We start from the raw sequence: 17,438 nt of genomic DNA, 5'->3' as shown, positions 1-17,438 counted from the left end.
TTTAAATAATTAAAAATTAATGGGGGTTCCTATCATGAGAATTAATACAAACATTAACAGCATGCGTACACAAGAGTACATGCGACAAAACCAAGACAAAATGAATACATCTATGAACCGTTTATCTAGCGGTAAATCAATTAACAGTGCAGCTGACGATGCAGCTGGATTAGCTATCGCTACTCGTATGCGTGCGAAAGAAGGCGGATTAAACGTTGGAGCACGTAACACACAAGATGCTATGTCTGCTTTACGTACTGGTGACGCTGCATTAGGTTCAGTTTCAAACATCTTACTTCGTATGCGTGACCTTGCAACACAAGCATCAAGCGGTACTAACAACGATAAAGATATCGCATCTATGGACAAAGAGTATCAAGCATTAGCACAAGAAATTGATCATATTGCTGGTAAAACAAATTTCAACGGTAACGCATTTTTAAATAAAGGTACTGATGGTAAAGATATCACGATTCAACTTTCTGATGCTTCAAGTGATACAATGACAATCGCAGCTATCGATACAAAAGCTATAACAACTGCAACTTTAGCTACACCCACAGCTACAGGCGCAGATAAGGCTTTAAATGCAGCTTCTGCACCAGCTCAAATCACAGCTCTTGACACTGCTATTCAAAATATTGCTGACGCTAGAGCAACTTTCGGTTCTCAATTAAACCGTTTAGACCATAACTTAAACAACGTAACGAGCCAAGCTACTAATATGGCAGCTTCTGCTTCTCAAATTGAAGATGCTGATATGGCAAAAGAAATGTCTAACATGACAAAGTTCAAAATTTTAAACGAAGCTGGCATCAGCATGCTTTCTCAAGCTAACCAAACACCACAAATGGTTTCTAAATTATTACAATAAGCTATTTGAGTTAATTTCCTGAATAAACCTCTCTGCTTGCAGAGAGGTTTATTTTTTCTATATAGATAGATTATTTATAAAACTTTCTTTTTTATGTGGAAGAGAGTATCCGTGATGCTTAGAAGCGGTCAGTGCTTATCTTGATTCCCTCTTATGTTAAAACACAAACAGTAAATAAGCATAAGCCCCTCTATCCTTCCATAACTGTTTATTAGATCAAAAGATACCGACTCTAACAATCTATAAGGAGTGTCTATTATGCGTATTGGTACGTATGTTTTAAGTATGAATGCTAGGCAGTCGTTGTATGAGAATGAGAAACGTATGAATGTTGCAATGCAGCATTTGGCGACTGGTAAGAAGTTGAACAACGCTTCGGATAATCCCGCTAATATTGCAATTGTGACTCGAATGCATGCGAGAGCAAGTGGTATGCGCGTGGCGATTCGTAATAATGAGGATGCGATATCAATGCTTCGCACGGCAGAAGCTGCCCTTCAAACTGTGACGAATATTTTGCAGCGTATGCGTGATTTAGCTGTTCAATCCTCAAACGGTACAAATTCAAATGAAAATCGTAATTCGCTGAATAAAGAGTTTCATTCTTTAACAGAAGAAATTGGCTATATTGTCGAGACGACTGAGTTTAATGATTTATCCGTATTTGACGGTCAAAACCGTCCTATTACATTAGACGATATCGGTCATACGGTACATATGACGAAACATATTCCCCATTCCCCTACCCAACATGACATCAAGATTTCAACAGAACAAGAAGCAAGAGCAGCGATTCTTAAAATTGAAGATGCTTTACAAAGTGTGTCACTTCATCGTGCCGACCTTGGTGCTATGATAAATCGTTTACAATTTAATATTGAAAATTTAAATAGTCAAAGTATGGCGTTAACAGATGCTGCATCTCGAATTGAAGATGCAGACATGGCGCAGGAGATGAGTGATTTTTTAAAGTTCAAATTATTGACTGAAGTTGCACTTAGTATGGTTTCACAAGCGAACCAAATTCCGCAAATGGTCTCTAAACTACTACAATCATAAAAATAAATCTTCCATCTTTGGAACGATTCCATACAAAACAAAAGGGAAATACATATAAACTATGTATCTCCCTTTTATTTTGTACCCAAATTTTATTACTGTGTTACCGTCATAACTTGTCCGCTACGGTCAACCATTATTTTCATTTTTCCGTCTTGTGCATTATATAGCCCAAGTTTATGTAATTCCATTTTACAATCTTGTACGAAAGTTGGTAATTTACGAATTTGATCGATATCAGAACTTGTAATGAAATGAATTAAAAGCTGCGTCATACCTTTAATATCTTGTACAAGCTCTTCTTTCTCTCCTTTTAGCCTTTCATTTTCTAGTTGTAACGAATGCAATTCACCTTCTAGACTACGTGTATTCTTCGCTTCTCTAGAACGCCCTGCTGCCATGCTAGAAAGCTTATAAATACCTTCCATAAACTGATGTAGTTCGTCTTCTTTCCTTTCACTACATTGATTAATTGTTTCAAAGTTATCAACGATACCAGATATAACTGTTACAAGATTTTTTTCATCCTCTTTATGCTGGATTTCTTCTTTTAATTCGTACTCGTTTTCTTGTTTTCTTGCAACGATTGTCTCTTTTACTGGTATATATTTTCGCTTTCGTCCTGGTTTTTGTTTTTCAATATTTTCAAACGGTATTTCACGTTTTTTCAATTTATAATACGTATTTTGCAATTGACTTTCTGTTTTTGGAAAAAGATTTAGTTCATTTTTACTTACGTATTTTGAAATATTTAAAATGTTTAAACCGTGACGTTGACAAAATTGATACACTTCATACAGTAGCTCTAGTTCAGACTTCAGCCATGTAATTGCTGATTTTTCATATGCTCGCATCCCGCCATTTTTTTCTATATCTATTTGAAATAATACCATTCTATTATGTAAATCAACTAACTCTTCATACTTTACTTGGAATTCTTTTTCTATTTTTTTTAATTCCGCTTCTAGTTGCATATCGTTCATTTTATTATTTGACATGTTTTGTAAAAGACCTAATACATTAATTGCTGTGTGGTGATACATAATTTGTGCCACTCCCCCTCATCCTTTCACAATTCTCATCTGACTCCCATGTCTTTTAAGAAAATAGCAATTTTTACATATCCATATTATAACAGTTCGAAATTATCTGTCAAATAATAAACATACAAAAATGTATAGAAAGTATAAAAATTTGGAAAATGTTTTTTATTAATATGCAAAATTGCATATTAATTACATTTAATTATATTATATGGTATTTTGAATGTTTTTTCACCGAAAAAATTTGCGTTACCACGAAATATTACTAAAATAACCATCGAAAATACGTTTGTTAATATTTTTAAATCAAAAATCTTCAAATGAAGATTTTTGATACATACAGCGCCAAACACCCCAGAAACCTTTCATTTTTCTATCAGCTTAAAGTATAGAATACTAAAAAGGAACTAGCCAATGCTATATATGGCTAGTTCCTTCCTCTCTCTAACAGAATAGAGTTATAAACCCAGTCTTCAAATCCTCAATCGAAGTCTCGCTTCTTCTAAAGCTATCTCGGCGGCTCTCTCGTCCCATTTACCCAAAAAACACTCCATATCTCTGGTCTTACATCGCATGGGTCTCTATTAGGCACTGACCGCTGCCACACATAGCTAGTTCCTCTATTCCAGCTAAAAAAGTACTTTTCTTACAACACTAACTTATCAACTAAACCAATTAGCTCTTGAATATCTGGCTTACTTACTTGAGCATTTGCTCCTACAGCTTCACCTTTATGGAATAATTCATTTGTAATTAATGAAGAGAAAATAATGACTGGTAAACGATTCATTACTTCACTATCCTTAACCACTTTCGTTAAATGATGTCCATCCATTTTTGGCATTTCAATATCCGTAATTAGCAGGTGAATATGTTCAAACATTTTTTCGCCTTGCTCTTTCGCTAATTTTTCAATTTGCGCTAACGCTTCTGCACCATTGCTGAAGAAGTTCATTTTCGTATATCCAGCTGATGATAATGTTTCTTCTAATATTTGACGAAGCATCGCTGAATCTTCTGCAATATAAATTACTTTTTCAGCCCGATCTGTTTTTTGTTCTAACCCTGCAATTGATTTATTGTCATAACCAGTGCCGCTAATTTCACATACAATTTTTTCATAATCTAATAGTAAGATGATTTTGCCATCTAGTTTTACAATACCAGATGTCGTTTCTTCTAGTCCCATAGATAATGAAGCTGGTTCATCAATTTGTTCCCACGAAATACGTTGAATACGATGCACTTCATCAACGCGGAAAATAACTTTCATTTGGTTTAATTCTGAGATGATAAATTTCGTTTGATCAAGTGGCTTTGTTGACTTTAAATTAAGAGCCATTGCCAAGTTAATAACAGGTAAAATTTCACCACGTACTTGAACAACACCTTCAACTGCATGATGAGATTCTGGCACAGTTGTAACAGGGAATGGATTAATGATTTCACGTACTTTCATTACATTAATACTAAATAGGTTTTCACCAACAGTGTACGTAACAATCTCTAATTCATTTGTTCCGCTTTCTAATAAAATACTTTGTGCTTGTGACATAAAGGTGTCGCTCCCCTTCCATTAATTCCGTATATCTAATTATTAAGCTTTATAAAAGAGAAAAAGTCAACTACCTATATAAAAAATATAGATAGTCGATCGATTCATTTTATTAAAAAACAATTAATCTTGTATAAAAGAAGCAAGTGCTTCTAATAACACTTCTTGCGCCCCTACAATTTCTGTCGGCATTGCTTCCCATTTTTTCGAAAGCTCCGTCTCTACTCTTATTCTCAGCTCAGAATTCATTTCTGCTAACACATATTCTTTCGTTGCTATATCAACATCAAGTAGCGCAAGTGCATATAATTCCGGGTCATTTATTTTTTCGAATAATCGCTTTAATACTACCGGTGCTATATGTTTTAATTTTTCAATATGAATTTCCTTATCCGAAAATAGTAACTCATATTGAATAAACGTAACATTTTCTTTAATCACTTTAAAATAGCAATTATTTTTTTTATCATTTACAAAATAACCATTTGGATCTGCGATAATACTTTCTACTTTACGAATTAAATCTGGCAAACTATTCGCCCCCATTACAGTCCGCTGCTCAACCTCACTCGGCGAAATGAATGTAACGCGATACTTATTTTGCGCCATCCTCCTCACCTCTCCTTTTATAAAAATCTATCATCACAAACATATAAAATGAAACTAGCATACTCTCATTTCATTGCCCTATTGTCACAACTCACAGACTATAAAAAAGTACTGGCTTGCTATAAAGAGATTATTGTTCAGCCATTCCAGTAGATTTCTATAGTTCTCTTCTTACAGCTCCGAGCCACCTAAGACTAAAAACACTTTTAAGCGCCTTTAAGCAACTCAATATTGTTGAACCAAAACGCAATTTGCTGATCTGTAATGCCTGATAATGTAACAAAAAACTCACGGCACTTCATCTCGTCCTTAAACAGTTGATACTTCCATGCGCCATCATTACCAACACTGACGAAATAAAACTCATGAATACGACCAATAATCGCTTTCTTTTCAGCAAATGAATACGGGGGCACTTGCTTAATTTCAAATTGATCTGGTAAATATACATGCTCTTCTCGTTCCATTTTTAGCACTTGCTCAGCAAGTTCACGTTTATTCTCGAAAAATGGCAATTGTAAAATTCGTTCTTGTCTTGTCATACGAATAAAAACCCTTTCTACTACATTACGATCTTTCTTTATAATACATTATCGAATTAAGTTTACAACTTCATTTAATACTTCATCTGACACTTTAATTACTTTCGCATTTCCTTGGAATCCACGTTGATATAACATTAAGTCAACGAATTCTACAGATAAATCTACGTTTGAACTTTCTTTTGCTGAACCTCTTACATTACCTGCACCATTCTCACCTGCCACACCAATCCCTGGAATCCCTGCTGATGGTGTGGCAATGTAATTGCCATTCCCAGTTTTCATTAATCCACCTGAATTAGGGAATGTAGCTACAGCTAGTTGTCCTACAACCTTCATACTACCATCCGAATATCTCATCATAACGAAACCACCGTCAGAAATTGAATAGTCATTTGCAATTGCAGCTGGACGCCCCGTTACTTCTGTTGTAGAAATAGTTTTCCCTGTTGGATAATTTGTTAAACCACTTAAGTCCAGTGTCAGTCCCTTACCAAAAGGAATTTTAACCGTTCCACCTTTAGTAATTTCACCAGTTACTGGATTTTTTTGTACAGCTTCATCTGTCTCCTTTAGATTTCCTAATGTATCAAATTTAAGATTTTTTTCGCCCGTCATGCCTTCAACCGGCTTAAACTCTTTTTCGTTTTTAGAATCATTTCTTACAGAAACTGTATACGTATATTCACCTGGCACAGGCTTTTCAACTTCTTTACCATCTACAGTCTCTTTTGTAGTCTTTTGTTTAATATTTACACGTAACGTTAACGAGTTCCCTTCCTCATCAAAAACTGTGAATTCGTGAGATAATGCATTTTGATTTCTAGGAAGGTTTCCACCTATTGTTGCTTTATCTGTTTGAATCCCACCAACAGCTGATCCCATTGGAATATGAATTGGACTTGGTCGTGAAGAAAAATCTATTTCTTGAGTTCCTGTTTTCACACCATACCCTAGCACATACTGACCACTTGTATTTGTAACATAGTTATCTTTCGATACACCGAAAGACCCTTTTCTCGTATACTCTACATTTCCGCTATTACGATCGCCAACTAAAAATAAACCATTTCCCTCTATGGCTGTCTCCATTTTATCACTAGTTAAAGTAATAGAACCATCACTAAAATCTGTAGATGTCCCACTAAACTTTACACCGTTACCAATACTCTTTGGATTCGTACCAGCATAAGCACCATCCCCACGTGAACCAACCGTATTATTATATAGCAGATCATCAAAAATAGCTTTTTGCTTTTTATATCCAACTGTTTGTGCATTTGCAATATTATTTGAAGTAACACTTAATGCATTTTGTGCTGCATTCATCCCTGTAATACTTGTATATAACGCTTTAATCATAACCTATATACACTCCTTTTATTAATTTTGCTTAACCTCTTCATTTTTTTCTATATCATCTTTCTTCTCATCTTCTGGATTTGCTTCTGCTATCGGTTTATCTGAAACCCTTTCTACAAAACGAAGTGAGACAACTTGATTATCAACAATAAGTTGTACATCGTTATTTTCGGCAAGTCGAACTGTTTCCACTTGACCAGTCACTTGCTCTCCCTTATTGTTTATACCTCTAACATACTTTCCTAAAAATTTCATCCCTCCATCAAGAGCTGTCGTATACATCGTTGATTGTAGTTTATCTACTGCTTTCGTCATATTTTGTACTTGCTCCATAAGCGATAGTTGAGCCGTTTGATTCATCATTTGGTTCATATCCATCGCATTAAACGGGTCTTGATGTTGAAAGCTTGCTAAAAAAAGTTTCAGGAAATCATCTTTATCCATAATACCGGGTGTTTTTTGATTACTTGCTGATAATCCGTTTGTTTGTTGCACTGGCGATTGTACACCATTAACAGATGCGTTTTTTGCTTGCGCTCCTGCTTGTAACGGAATATGATTTGTACTCGTTGTATTTAACCCAACTGTTGGCACGCTTTATTCCTCCAATAATCCCGCAAATTCTGTTGATTGTTGTTTTTCATGATTTGTATTTGCTAATTTCTGTTTTTGCCTCTGCTCTTGTTCTCGCTGTTCTTTACGATTTTCATCTTTATCTGAATAGCTAATTTGAATATTGATTTCTTTTTCTTTTAACTTTAATTTCAATTCATCAAAAATGATTTCAACACGTTTTTTCGCATCATGTTTTTCCATTTCTACGTGAACGTCAATTTGATCTCCGTGTTTTTTCATAAACACTGTTAATGTACCAAGTTTTTCTGGATTTAACTGGAATAAAACACGTTCTTGTTTCACTACAAATTTTTGCAGCGCTTCTACTTGCGCTTCCATTTTCTTTCCTAAGTCAGGTAATGAAACTTTCTCAGCACCACTATTTGATTTCCCTATTTGTTCGGTACTCGTCGTTTTATTTAATAACTCTGCACCTGCAGAGCTCGAATCATTTAATGCATCAACCTCTGGCAACTCTACCTTTGCATCATCGCTCTCAAGTTTCGGAAGATCTACCTCTTTAGACTCTTCTTGTTCCTTTGCAATATTACAAGTTTCTGTTTCTACAACTTTCAATGCTTGCATCGTTTGCTCTGGCATCTTCATTTTGTCTAATACCATTTGCATTGTATCTTCTAAACATATAGCATTTTTGATATTCATATTTGAAAGAAGTTCTTGTAATTGTTGTAATTCAGCTGCAGGTAATTCATTAAGTTTAATATTGCCATATTCTTTATATAGCTCTTGTATTTTTTGTATGTATTGATATAGCAATTCCGGTTGCACATGTAATTGCTCAATTGCAACCATTTGCTCAGATACAGCTAATAACAACTGTTCTGTCTCTTTTTTTTCTTCTTTCTTTACAATAGGCTCTTCTTTCGTTACCGATTTTTTAGAAAGAATATAATCTTTTTTCTCTTCTGTTGGTGCTTCTTCTCGTTTCGTTTTCTCCGTTTGCGGCTGTTTTTTATTTTCCATTCTCATCGTACGATCGAATGAAGAATCTTCATTTTTTGATTGTACTTCTAGCCCTTTTTCTTTTTGCGGAGGTAAGCTTTGTTGCACCGGTAATACAGACTGTATCACTACATTCACCTCATCCATTCATACACATTTTCAAATCCAGAAGCATTTTTTCTTCCAGCTTTTCTTGTGCTTTCGCAAGCTTTTTACAATTTTCTTGATACATCTCATCAATGACACGTTCTTTTTCTTTTACTTGCTCTAAAAGGCTTTCATTTTTTTGAATAAAACCTTCCGTTTTTTTAATTTTTCGATTCCATTCTTCTATTCTTTCAGGTGAAAACGTATGTGAAGAAAGCATGCCAGCCATAATACGTTGCCCAGTTTGTACGACTTTACTACGCGATTTCACAACATATAAATCATATTCTTTTTTTTGTTCTATTTTTCTTTTTTCAGCTGTTAATTCATACACTTCTTTTAAAATATGTTCTTTTTCTTGATTTATTTGCAATTTTATTGTGTCGTACTGCTGTTTATCCACCTGTTTTCATAGCCCCTTCCTATTATAACGTTCTCTTTTTCTATTATATAGTTTTTTTCCAAAAAAATCTGTGAAATATTAAAAAACAAAAAAATAAGACCTCTTGGGCAGAGGCCTTATACTATATGGTGTATCGCTTGAACGATATCATCAAATTGGAAACTATCCGATCGACCTTGCTTTAAAAACGTATTTATACCTTCTACTTTATTTTTACATTCAAAAATATAAGCATTTTCTTCATTTTCTTGAATCGTTCCTAACTTAAAATACAATTCATTTTCTTTATAAATTGATAAAATTTTTCTCATTTCATTTGCAAGTTGCCAATGATGTGGCGAAACAATTTCTTCCATAATCCTACTTACTGAATCTAATACTGAAATTGCAGGATAATGACTAAGCGTTGCAAGCTCACGCTTTAATACAATATGTCCATCTAAAATACCACGTGCTAAATCTGGTACAGGACCATTTAAATCGTCCCCATCAACAAGCACCGTATAAATACCTGTTATAGATCCCTTTTGTGTTTTTCCGGACCGCTCTAACAGCTTCTTCATATAACTTTCCATTAACAGTGTTTTACCACCAATCGGTAACTCTTTAACAGCAATATCAACACTTCTACGGGCATCGGCAAAACGAGTAACAGAGTCCATCATAAGTAATACATTATTGCCTTGATCACGGAAGTATTCAGCAATAGACGTTGCGAGTTTCGCTGCACGAAGTTGCATAAGATGACTTTCATCTGACGTCGCTACAACAACGACGCTTTTTTGCATACCTTCCTCGCCTAACTCTTTTCGAATAAAGTCTTTTACTTCCCGGCCACGTTCTCCTACTAAACTAATAACGTTTATATCAGCTTTTGCGTTTTTTGCTATCATTCCAAGTAAAGTAGATTTACCAACACCTGACCCAGCAAAAATACCAATCTTTTGACCGATACCAATTGTTAGCATAGAATCAATTGATTTTATTCCTGTTTCAAATACATCGGTAATCTCTTCACGTTCAAATGCATGTATAGGCGGTGCATCTAGTTTAATTTTCTGTAATGGAATGTTTTCAGCTTCCTCATTTAACACTTCACCATTTGCACTTAACACTTTTCCGAGCAAGTGATTACCACGTGGTACAACAACATCTTCTGAAATTAAAGTCACTGAATCTCCATAACATACTTTTTCTGTCTGTTCAAATGGAAGTAGCATATTATTTTCTTTTTCAATGGCAATCACTTCACATAAGACGTTATGTTCTCCAACGAAGCAAACATCTCCGATCTTCGCTTTCGGCCCTTTTGCTACGAAAAACTGTTCTTGTACACTATGAACTTTGCCTACTTTCGTATACAGTGGTGTTTCAATGAACTTATTCCATTTTTCGTTCTCATTCATTAACAGGCGGCTCATACATTTTGCTCCTCAAATAACTTCTCTTCTTCCCATTTCTGACGAAGTTTCGCAAATATAGGTGCAAATTTAAATTCAAAGAACTCTTTCTCTTCTTCCAGAACAAATTCACCAAACTGCAGGGAGAAATCATATTTCCATTCTACTAATTGTAGTAACCAATATTCTTTCGTATTCTCCTTCTCTTCTTGAATACGTTCAAACGTTTCTGGATGTACTGTAATGATTAATTTTTCAAACGAAGTTGGCAATGTTTGCACGATGCCAGTTAAAATAGGTAACACATCAAGCGATCGTGAATCTACCGCTTGATTCACGATTTTTTCTGCTAGATGAAAAGATTGATCCCATAATAACTCTGTCCATTCATATGCTGTTTCTTGTTGTTCTTTTTGAAACTGCACACGCGCTGCTTCCATCTGTTCCATTTGTTCATGAATATGCATTTGAAATTGTTCTTTATCTTGTAATAACTGCTGCCGCTCTCGTTCTAGCATTTGCTTCTCTTGCCTTAGCTGATTCATTTCCATATGTAATGACTCTTGCTGGGCGCGAAGCTCTGCATGATCAGCTTGTAATTCTTCCTCTTCTATTTGAACTGAAGCTGGTTTTGGAAATTGTAATTCATACGTTTCTTCAGAAAAAGAAACAGAATTCTTCGGAATTCTGTTTTTAAATAAGGACATCCTCTTCACCTCTTTGAACGATAATTCTTCCTTCTTTCTCTAGCTTTTTCACTGTACCAGTGATCGTTTGCTGTGCTTTTTCAGCATCCGTCATCTTAAGCGGTCCTAAGCCATCTAATTCTTCTAGAATCATCTCTTTACGGTTTGAAGACATACATGTAAATAGTTTCTCTTTAATTTCTTCTTTTGCAATTTTAAGTGCTTTCGCAAGAACACCGTTATCTGTAATTTCTTCTAATACACGGCGAAGCGCAAGATCTTCAAGACCAAGTAAGTCTTCAAAGACAAACATATTTTCTTTAATTTTCTCAGATAACTCATAATCGACTTCATCCAGCTTTTGAAAGACTGTTTTTTCAACACCACGTGAAACATTATTTAAAATGTTTACGATTGTTTTCAAGCCATCAGTTTTATTAATTGCACTGAATGCCATATTATTTAATTTCGATTTTAACAACTCACCAATTTGATTAATTAATTCACCATCAACTTGTTCTAACTTCGCAATACCCATTACAGTCTCTACTCGTTTATGATCTGGCAATCTCTCAATTAATTGAGACGCAAGTTGCGGTTTAATATAAGAAGCGATGATTGCAATTGTTTGTGGTGACTCATCATTAAGCACTGTAAGAAGTGGTTCTAAATCTGTAAGTGAATTTAAGAATTCAAATGGATTATCTTTGTTATACCAAAGGTCTTCCAATAATTTTTCCAGTTCGTCTTCTGGCATATTTTTAAATATGCGACGAATGTATTCTTTATCTGGAGTGACTAAGTTCAATTCTTTTACATTTAGTTCATATAAGAACTCTCCTAGTACATTTTCTAACGTTTCTGGTTTGTATACACGAAACTTTGCGATTTCACGAAGTAATACTTCTTTTTCCTCAGCTGTCATATATTCAATGACTTTTGCTGCCACCCCTTCTTCTAATGTACGAATAAGGATGGCAGCTTTTTCTTTGGAGGAGATTTCATCTAACATCGTTGTTCCTCCCTTACTGTCCGTTTAACCATTTTTTAATTACTTTTGCAGTTCCTTCTACATGTTCTTTCGTAGCATCCTGCACTTGTTCATCTAACGTTGGTTCTTTCGGTTCTTCTGGTTCAGGTTTTGGCTCTGGCACTATTTTTTCTTCAGGAATTTCCAAGATACTTTCATTACTTGCAGCCACTTCCTCTTCTGCTAAGTATTCTTCATATTCCTCTTCTTCTTTCTTTCTCTTACGTCTTGCTAATAAGAACCATACTAGACCACCGATTGCTAATAAGCCAGCTGTAATTCCACCGAATAACCACCAGTTCATACCACTTTTTTCTGGCTCTTTCTCTTTTTCGGCTTTCGGCTGATCGAACTGAACAGTTACAACGTTAACTTGACCATTTATAAAGTTACCGTTCGGATCAGCTTGAAGTCCTGCCGCTGTTCCGATTGCTTCTTTAAAAGTTGTCATATCCATTCTACGTTTTACTAACGTATCATTATCTACCCATACAACAACATTTGTTTTCGTTAATTCTGGGTGTTTCTTAATTGTTTCAACTGTTTTATCTATTTCATAGTTTTCGATTTTGTTACCATTTTTATTATCATAGACAACTTTACCATTTTGATTATTGTTCGTACCGTAGTTTGGAACTTCACCGTTCGCTGTAATACCAGCACCTTGCTTCGTATCTGCCCCTTCTTGCGCAGTAGAGCTTTCCTCTTGCTCTTGTTTACTACGAAGTACACCTTTATCACCATACTTTTCTGACTGACGTGTAACTTCATCGTAGTTTACAGATACTTTCGTATTCACTTTATATTCATTCGGTTTAAACATCGTCATTAACGTTGCATCAATGTCTTGCTTTAATTTACCTTCAAGTTGGTGCTGCATCTCAACTTCTTTCTCATAAGAAGAGGAACTACTAGAATGTGCTTCATCTGCTCCTTTTGAGATAACACCTTTTTTACTATCAATAACACTTACTTCTTCTGCTTTCACACCAGGAACCGCTGCACTAATCATTTGCTGTATACCTGCAACTTGATCAGCTGTTAACAATTGTCCACGCTTCACTCCAACCGTAATCGCCGCTGTTCCTTTTGCTTTTTCTTCATCAAAAATTGTCTCTTTTTCAGGCAATGTAATTTGAACATTTGCCGTTTCAACTGTCGCAAAGTTTCTTACAATATCTTGCTCCAATTGCTTCTTCGTACCGACAATTTGCTTCATTTTTTTATCTTGCTCACTTGAACCGAGCGAGCTTTCTAATAAAATTTCTTCACCGCTTTTCGAATTAAACGGTAAGCCCATCCCATTCATTTCTTTTCGAACCCATGGAGCATCATTCTTTTGCACACGAATCGAACCATCGGCCGCTAATTGATAATCGACACCTAACTTCGATAATTCTGCTGTAATCTCTTGTTTATCTGCATCATTTAAATTTTGATATACAACAACATATTTATCTGGCAAGGTGAAGTATAAAAGTGCTCCTGTTACAATCGCTAAAAGCGCAGCACCGATTACTAACTTATGCCACGTTTTTAACGATTGGATAACATTTTTCATCTTTTCCATTTAAACACACCCGTCCACTTTCCTAAATTTGCATATTAATTAGTGACTTATAATTTTCAATAAGATTATCACGTACGAGAGCAGCCGTTTTCATTTGAGATTCAGCTTTCTTTTGCTGAATTAAAACGTCATGTGTTTCTCCTACCCCTTTAGTTAGTAAATCATATACTGCTGTTTGCGCATTGTTTTGCGTTTGATTCATATCTTCCAATAAATCAATAAACTTTTTCCCCTCAACTACAGATGTTTGAGAAGTCTTCGGTGCACCAATTGACTGAATTGCTCCAAATGGTTGTGTATGTAACATTGGTTGGATTTTCATATTATTATCTTCCCCCTTATCCTCGGCCGATTTCTAAATCTTTATCAAGCATTTTTTTATTTGCATTTAATACACTCGTATTCGCTTCATACATTTTTTGAGCAACCATTACATTCGTCATTTCAGCAGTTACATCAATATTTGGATAACGTACATATCCTTCTTCATTTGCGTGCGGATGCGTCGGATCATACACTAAATTTTCCGTTTTGTCTGCTTCAATACTTTTTATTTTTACTCCATTAGTAGGAGCCCCATCTAACATACTTGCAAAACTATTGTTTGATTCTAGCACCACACTACGACGCTCATATAAATCTGCCCCCGGAGCCGCCGTCGTATTCGCATTTACAATATTGTTAGAAGTAACTTCCATCCACTTTCTCGCTGTCGTTAGCCCTGAGCCACTTGCATTAATTGCCTGAAACATCCGTTGTCTCTCCTTCTACTTTTAACGTCCGCGTGCCGCTTGGTTAATTGCATATTGTGTATTAATTGCGTTAACTGAAATACCGTATAACTGATTTGCTTTCATTAAATCTAGCATTTCTGTCGTTACATCCACACTATTTCCGTCTTTATTCGTTTGCATTGATTTTGTTTGAATCTTTGCATATGTATTTTTCGTATTTACTGTCGGTAAGTGCATTTCATTCGTTTGATATAAATCTGGATTGCTCTTTAAATCAGCCGCATTATTTTTATATAACGCACTACTTTTATTCATCTGCTCAGCAAATGTTACATCTTGTGCTTTATAGCCAGGTGTATTCGCATTTGCAATATTACTAGAAACAGTATTTCGTTTCGTCACTAAATAATTCATATAATGGCTTACATCACTCACTAAATCTGGCATATTCCACACCCTTCCTTTTCTAACTTAATGATCCACTGATAGAAGTTTCACTTCATTATTTATTTTCTTATATGTGTTTATTAAAATATTTACTATTATGTACCCTTACATATTTTATTCCATTTTTTCATTGTTGTCTTTAGAAAAATACAAAAATATAAAAAAAGAATGCAAAAAACTGTATACACATAGTAATCTATAGAACATTTCAATATATAAACTACAAACTAAAGTCCATTTTTCTATTATTTAGATTACAATTATTATTTCATCACAGTCATAAAATGAAACCTCAATCAGCGGAGTTCTTTATGTAAACGAAGGAATAGACCCCCTTTTAAAAGGGGAATCTGTTTCCAGACGTTATTATTAATATTTACCGTAAAATGAATTAGCCTTCATTCGCCCATCATTTTCCATAATCATTTCTTCCAAAATCTTTTGCTTATCTCGAATATGCTGCGCTGCCTTAATAATGAATGGGCTTACTTCTGCTGCAACTTGTGCACGTCTTTCTTCATCTAGTGTCATCATCCAACGATTTAACATCTCACTCTTCTCAGCAAACTCTTCATCTGACACTTGTAATTCACCGATTTCATTAAAACAGCTGACAAACGTTCGATAAATATCATTGTTCATTTTCAAGTGCTCCACGGTAACCGTCTATTAAATCTTGTAACACTTGTACAATCGCATCAATGTCTTTTGCTTCACGCGTTACTTTCATCGTTTGAATTTGAATGCTAATCCAATCGTATAAACCAAATAGACTGTCATATAAATCTTTTGAAATATCAGGATTTAATTGAAGCTTCAACTCTTCAAATATACGTTCTAACTTTTCAAGAAGGTCGTCTCCTTCTTGAAGTTTAAATGTATTTAAAAGTTCTTCTAATTTACGAAACTCTACGATACATCTTTCATAAATAAATATTGTATTTTTAATCGGATTACTCGTCATAATATCATTTTGCATATAACGTTGCCATGCTTGCATATAATCACTTCCTCAACTTTCATTAATCATCACTTTTGGTTTTTGTCATTGCTTTGATTGTCTGCAGCTGACTATCAAGCAATGCTAGCTGGCTTTCCAACTTTGCATATTTATCAATAATTGATTCTTGTTTTTTCTTATTAATTGTATCAATATCTTGAATTTTTCTCTCTAAATCAGTCACTTGCTTTTCAATACTTTTAGAGCGTTTTCCGATAATCCCTTCATCTCCAAAGATTCCCTCAAGCTTTTTATCTATATCATGACCAATACCATTAAAGCCAAAGAAAAATTGTTTTGTAGATTCTGGATTCTCTTTAAAAGCTATTTTCAATTTTTCTTCATCAAGAGTCATATTTCCTGTTTTATCAATTTGAATTCCAAAAGAAAATAAATACTTATCATCTTGTGAAAATTTAAAAATGCTTGTCATTGCATTACTGATAGCAAATGAAACATTATTCCCTTGCATTACTCCATTTTCACCAGAAAATAAATCTAAACTTTTAACAGCGTTATTATACTCATCTTTCATTTTTTTGATTAAATCTATCGAATTTTTTATATCTGAATCTTCGATAGTTAATTTAATTGGCTCTGTAGTTACCTTTTCTAAGTTAATAGTTAATCCTGGAATTGTATCAATCTTATTTGTTTTACTAGTTCCTTTAATTCCGTTTATTGTATATTCTGCATTTACTGCTCCTGTCACTTGATGTGCAATGGCATTCGTTCCATCCGTATTTTTCGCAGAAGTAACTAGCCCTATATTTTGTAAAAAGCCATTGGCACCATCTGTTAATTTCAGCTCTCCCTCTTTTCCTGCAGTAGTTGATGTGAAAAATAGTTGATCTCCTAATGTATATACTGATGCACCATAATTCCCATTATTTATCTTATTGACAAGGTCTTTATACGTCATATCTTTTGAAATTTTAACTTCTTTTCCATTTATCTGAAATACATCATCTACTCCAAGTTTTAAATCTAAACTAAATTTTTGCTCCGTACCTTCAGGAGTTTTTGGGGGAGTAAGTGGAGCTGTAGTTATTTGATGCCTTTCTGCTACTCGCTCTACTGTAATTGTATATGTTCCAGGAATTGCAGCAGCATCCGCCTGCGCTGTCATAAAACCATCTTTGGATAAAGTTGTTTTCTTTTCATCACCTTTAAATGTGTTTAAATCTTTGAATACTTGCACAAAATTTGCAAACTCTTTTTTCATGCTCGCATAAACTTTGTTTTCATTTGTTAACGTTTGTTTTTGTGTAGTGTATGGTGATTTTTTCATTTCCAATGCTTGTAACTCTAAATCTACTAACTTCTTTGTATCTATTATGTTATTTCCTAAATTCCATATTTGCTGTCTGTCACCATAATTAGATATTGTCCCTGCCAT

At 34.6% G+C, this 17,438-nt stretch carries 20 protein-coding genes; 2 read left to right on the top strand and 18 right to left on the bottom strand.

The window, feature by feature from the left end; genetic code table 11:
- Positions 1–34: 34 nt before the first annotated feature.
- Both QCI81_RS22545 and QCI81_RS22540 read left to right on the top strand, forming a co-directional pair.
- Positions 35–874 carry a flagellin N-terminal helical domain-containing protein gene (locus QCI81_RS22545; RefSeq protein WP_071714497.1) on the top strand — a complete coding sequence of 280 codons (840 nt, stop codon included), beginning with the start codon at positions 35–37 and terminating at the stop codon, positions 872–874.
- Between the two features lie 258 nt (positions 875–1,132).
- Positions 1,133–1,933 (top strand): flagellin N-terminal helical domain-containing protein, encoded by an 801-nt coding sequence (locus QCI81_RS22540; RefSeq protein ID WP_353810891.1) that lies wholly within the window; start codon positions 1,133–1,135, stop codon positions 1,931–1,933.
- Between the two features lie 95 nt (positions 1,934–2,028).
- On the opposite strand, the gene QCI81_RS22535 is transcribed toward QCI81_RS22540, so the two are convergent.
- The 18 genes from QCI81_RS22535 to QCI81_RS22450 all read right to left on the bottom strand — a co-directional run bounded on the left by QCI81_RS22535 (position 2,029) and on the right by QCI81_RS22450 (position 17,438).
- The gene (locus QCI81_RS22535) at positions 2,029–2,976 is read right to left on the bottom strand and encodes a DNA-binding domain-containing protein (protein ID WP_071714499.1); all 948 of its coding nucleotides are present in this window, start codon (positions 2,974–2,976) and stop codon (positions 2,029–2,031) included.
- Positions 2,977–3,622: 646 nt separating this feature from the next.
- Positions 3,623–4,531, bottom strand: coding sequence for a chemotaxis protein (locus tag QCI81_RS22530; protein WP_000075943.1), 909 nt, complete (start codon positions 4,529–4,531; stop codon positions 3,623–3,625).
- 123 nt (positions 4,532–4,654) lie between these two features.
- Entirely contained in the window at positions 4,655–5,140 is a 486-nt protein-coding gene (locus QCI81_RS22525) for a hypothetical protein (RefSeq protein WP_061883963.1), read from the bottom strand.
- A 206-nt stretch (positions 5,141–5,346) separates the two neighbouring features.
- Complete coding sequence (locus QCI81_RS22520; protein ID WP_063675178.1) at positions 5,347–5,682, bottom strand: DUF3964 family protein; 336 nt, start codon at positions 5,680–5,682, stop codon at positions 5,347–5,349.
- A 48-nt stretch (positions 5,683–5,730) separates the two neighbouring features.
- Positions 5,731–7,044, bottom strand: coding sequence for a flagellar hook protein FlgE (flgE, locus tag QCI81_RS22515; protein WP_000588310.1), 1,314 nt, complete (start codon positions 7,042–7,044; stop codon positions 5,731–5,733).
- A 21-nt stretch (positions 7,045–7,065) separates the two neighbouring features.
- Positions 7,066–7,638 carry a flagellar hook assembly protein FlgD gene (locus QCI81_RS22510; protein ID WP_001143457.1) on the bottom strand — a complete coding sequence of 191 codons (573 nt, stop codon included), beginning with the start codon at positions 7,636–7,638 and terminating at the stop codon, positions 7,066–7,068.
- Between the two features lie 3 nt (positions 7,639–7,641).
- Positions 7,642–8,751, bottom strand: coding sequence for a flagellar hook-length control protein FliK (locus QCI81_RS22505; protein WP_048565328.1), 1,110 nt, complete (start codon positions 8,749–8,751; stop codon positions 7,642–7,644).
- Between the two features lie 10 nt (positions 8,752–8,761).
- On the bottom strand, positions 8,762–9,172 hold the full coding sequence (locus QCI81_RS22500; RefSeq protein WP_000360860.1) for a hypothetical protein: 411 nt from the start codon (positions 9,170–9,172) through the stop codon (positions 8,762–8,764).
- Between the two features lie 116 nt (positions 9,173–9,288).
- A complete protein-coding gene (gene fliI / locus QCI81_RS22495) occupies positions 9,289–10,593 on the bottom strand; it encodes a flagellar protein export ATPase FliI (protein ID WP_071730833.1) in 1,305 nt (434 codons plus the stop codon).
- Complete coding sequence (locus tag QCI81_RS22490) at positions 10,590–11,279, bottom strand: FliH/SctL family protein (RefSeq protein WP_016082179.1); 690 nt, start codon at positions 11,277–11,279, stop codon at positions 10,590–10,592. Before QCI81_RS22490 ends, fliI begins: the two co-directional genes overlap by 4 nt.
- The gene (gene fliG, locus QCI81_RS22485; RefSeq protein WP_000883364.1) at positions 11,266–12,270 is read right to left on the bottom strand and encodes a flagellar motor switch protein FliG; all 1,005 of its coding nucleotides are present in this window, start codon (positions 12,268–12,270) and stop codon (positions 11,266–11,268) included. Before fliG ends, QCI81_RS22490 begins: the two co-directional genes overlap by 14 nt.
- A 13-nt stretch (positions 12,271–12,283) precedes the next feature.
- Positions 12,284–13,858: a flagellar M-ring protein FliF C-terminal domain-containing protein gene (locus QCI81_RS22480; protein ID WP_071730831.1), complete on the bottom strand. Its 1,575-nt coding sequence runs from the start codon at positions 13,856–13,858 to the stop codon at positions 12,284–12,286.
- Between the two features lie 22 nt (positions 13,859–13,880).
- Positions 13,881–14,180, bottom strand: a complete 300-nt coding sequence (fliE, locus tag QCI81_RS22475) for a flagellar hook-basal body complex protein FliE (RefSeq protein WP_000701672.1) — start codon at positions 14,178–14,180, stop codon at positions 13,881–13,883.
- 16 nt (positions 14,181–14,196) lie between these two features.
- Positions 14,197–14,610: a flagellar basal body rod protein FlgC gene (gene flgC, locus QCI81_RS22470; protein WP_000484680.1), complete on the bottom strand. Its 414-nt coding sequence runs from the start codon at positions 14,608–14,610 to the stop codon at positions 14,197–14,199.
- Between the two features lie 21 nt (positions 14,611–14,631).
- Positions 14,632–15,039, bottom strand: coding sequence for a flagellar basal body rod protein FlgB (gene flgB / locus QCI81_RS22465; RefSeq protein ID WP_001113109.1), 408 nt, complete (start codon positions 15,037–15,039; stop codon positions 14,632–14,634).
- A 369-nt stretch (positions 15,040–15,408) separates the two neighbouring features.
- Positions 15,409–15,681: a hypothetical protein gene (locus QCI81_RS22460; protein WP_001058085.1), complete on the bottom strand. Its 273-nt coding sequence runs from the start codon at positions 15,679–15,681 to the stop codon at positions 15,409–15,411.
- Positions 15,671–16,039, bottom strand: coding sequence for a flagellar export chaperone FliS (locus QCI81_RS22455; RefSeq protein ID WP_012260665.1), 369 nt, complete (start codon positions 16,037–16,039; stop codon positions 15,671–15,673). The genes QCI81_RS22460 and QCI81_RS22455 overlap by 11 nt, the downstream gene beginning before the upstream one ends.
- A gap of 22 nt (positions 16,040–16,061) precedes the next feature.
- Complete coding sequence (locus QCI81_RS22450) at positions 16,062–17,438, bottom strand: flagellar hook-associated protein 2 (protein ID WP_061883958.1); 1,377 nt, start codon at positions 17,436–17,438, stop codon at positions 16,062–16,064.

Origin of the sequence: Bacillus cereus group sp. MG20, from assembly GCF_040459885.1 — a bacterium.
GTDB lineage: Bacteria > Bacillota > Bacilli > Bacillales > Bacillaceae_G > Bacillus_A > Bacillus_A cereus.
This window is presented reverse-complemented; position numbering and strand designations above follow the sequence as displayed.

What these genes read in the sequence shown, in the direction of transcription:
- QCI81_RS22545 (WP_071714497.1), top strand. Translation starts at nt 35, where the DNA reads ATGAGAATTAATACAAACATTAACAGCATGCGTACACAAGAGTACATG.
- QCI81_RS22540 (WP_353810891.1), top strand. Translation starts at nt 1,133, where the DNA reads ATGCGTATTGGTACGTATGTTTTAAGTATGAATGCTAGGCAGTCGTTG.
- QCI81_RS22535 (WP_071714499.1), bottom strand. Translation starts at nt 2,976, where the DNA reads ATGTATCACCACACAGCAATTAATGTATTAGGTCTTTTACAAAACATG.
- QCI81_RS22530 (WP_000075943.1), bottom strand. Translation starts at nt 4,531, where the DNA reads ATGTCACAAGCACAAAGTATTTTATTAGAAAGCGGAACAAATGAATTA.
- QCI81_RS22525 (WP_061883963.1), bottom strand. Translation starts at nt 5,140, where the DNA reads ATGGCGCAAAATAAGTATCGCGTTACATTCATTTCGCCGAGTGAGGTT.
- QCI81_RS22520 (WP_063675178.1), bottom strand. Translation starts at nt 5,682, where the DNA reads ATGACAAGACAAGAACGAATTTTACAATTGCCATTTTTCGAGAATAAA.
- flgE (WP_000588310.1), bottom strand. Translation starts at nt 7,044, where the DNA reads ATGATTAAAGCGTTATATACAAGTATTACAGGGATGAATGCAGCACAA.
- fliI (WP_071730833.1), bottom strand. Translation starts at nt 10,593, where the DNA reads ATGAGCCGCCTGTTAATGAATGAGAACGAAAAATGGAATAAGTTCATT.
- QCI81_RS22490 (WP_016082179.1), bottom strand. Translation starts at nt 11,279, where the DNA reads ATGTCCTTATTTAAAAACAGAATTCCGAAGAATTCTGTTTCTTTTTCT.
- fliG (WP_000883364.1), bottom strand. Translation starts at nt 12,270, where the DNA reads ATGTTAGATGAAATCTCCTCCAAAGAAAAAGCTGCCATCCTTATTCGT.
- QCI81_RS22480 (WP_071730831.1), bottom strand. Translation starts at nt 13,858, where the DNA reads ATGGAAAAGATGAAAAATGTTATCCAATCGTTAAAAACGTGGCATAAG.
- fliE (WP_000701672.1), bottom strand. Translation starts at nt 14,180, where the DNA reads ATGAAAATCCAACCAATGTTACATACACAACCATTTGGAGCAATTCAG.
- flgC (WP_000484680.1), bottom strand. Translation starts at nt 14,610, where the DNA reads ATGTTTCAGGCAATTAATGCAAGTGGCTCAGGGCTAACGACAGCGAGA.
- flgB (WP_001113109.1), bottom strand. Translation starts at nt 15,039, where the DNA reads ATGCCAGATTTAGTGAGTGATGTAAGCCATTATATGAATTATTTAGTG.
- QCI81_RS22460 (WP_001058085.1), bottom strand. Translation starts at nt 15,681, where the DNA reads ATGAACAATGATATTTATCGAACGTTTGTCAGCTGTTTTAATGAAATC.
- QCI81_RS22455 (WP_012260665.1), bottom strand. Translation starts at nt 16,039, where the DNA reads ATGCAAGCATGGCAACGTTATATGCAAAATGATATTATGACGAGTAAT.
- QCI81_RS22450 (WP_061883958.1), bottom strand. Translation starts at nt 17,438, where the DNA reads ATGGCAGGGACAATATCTAATTATGGTGACAGACAGCAAATATGGAAT.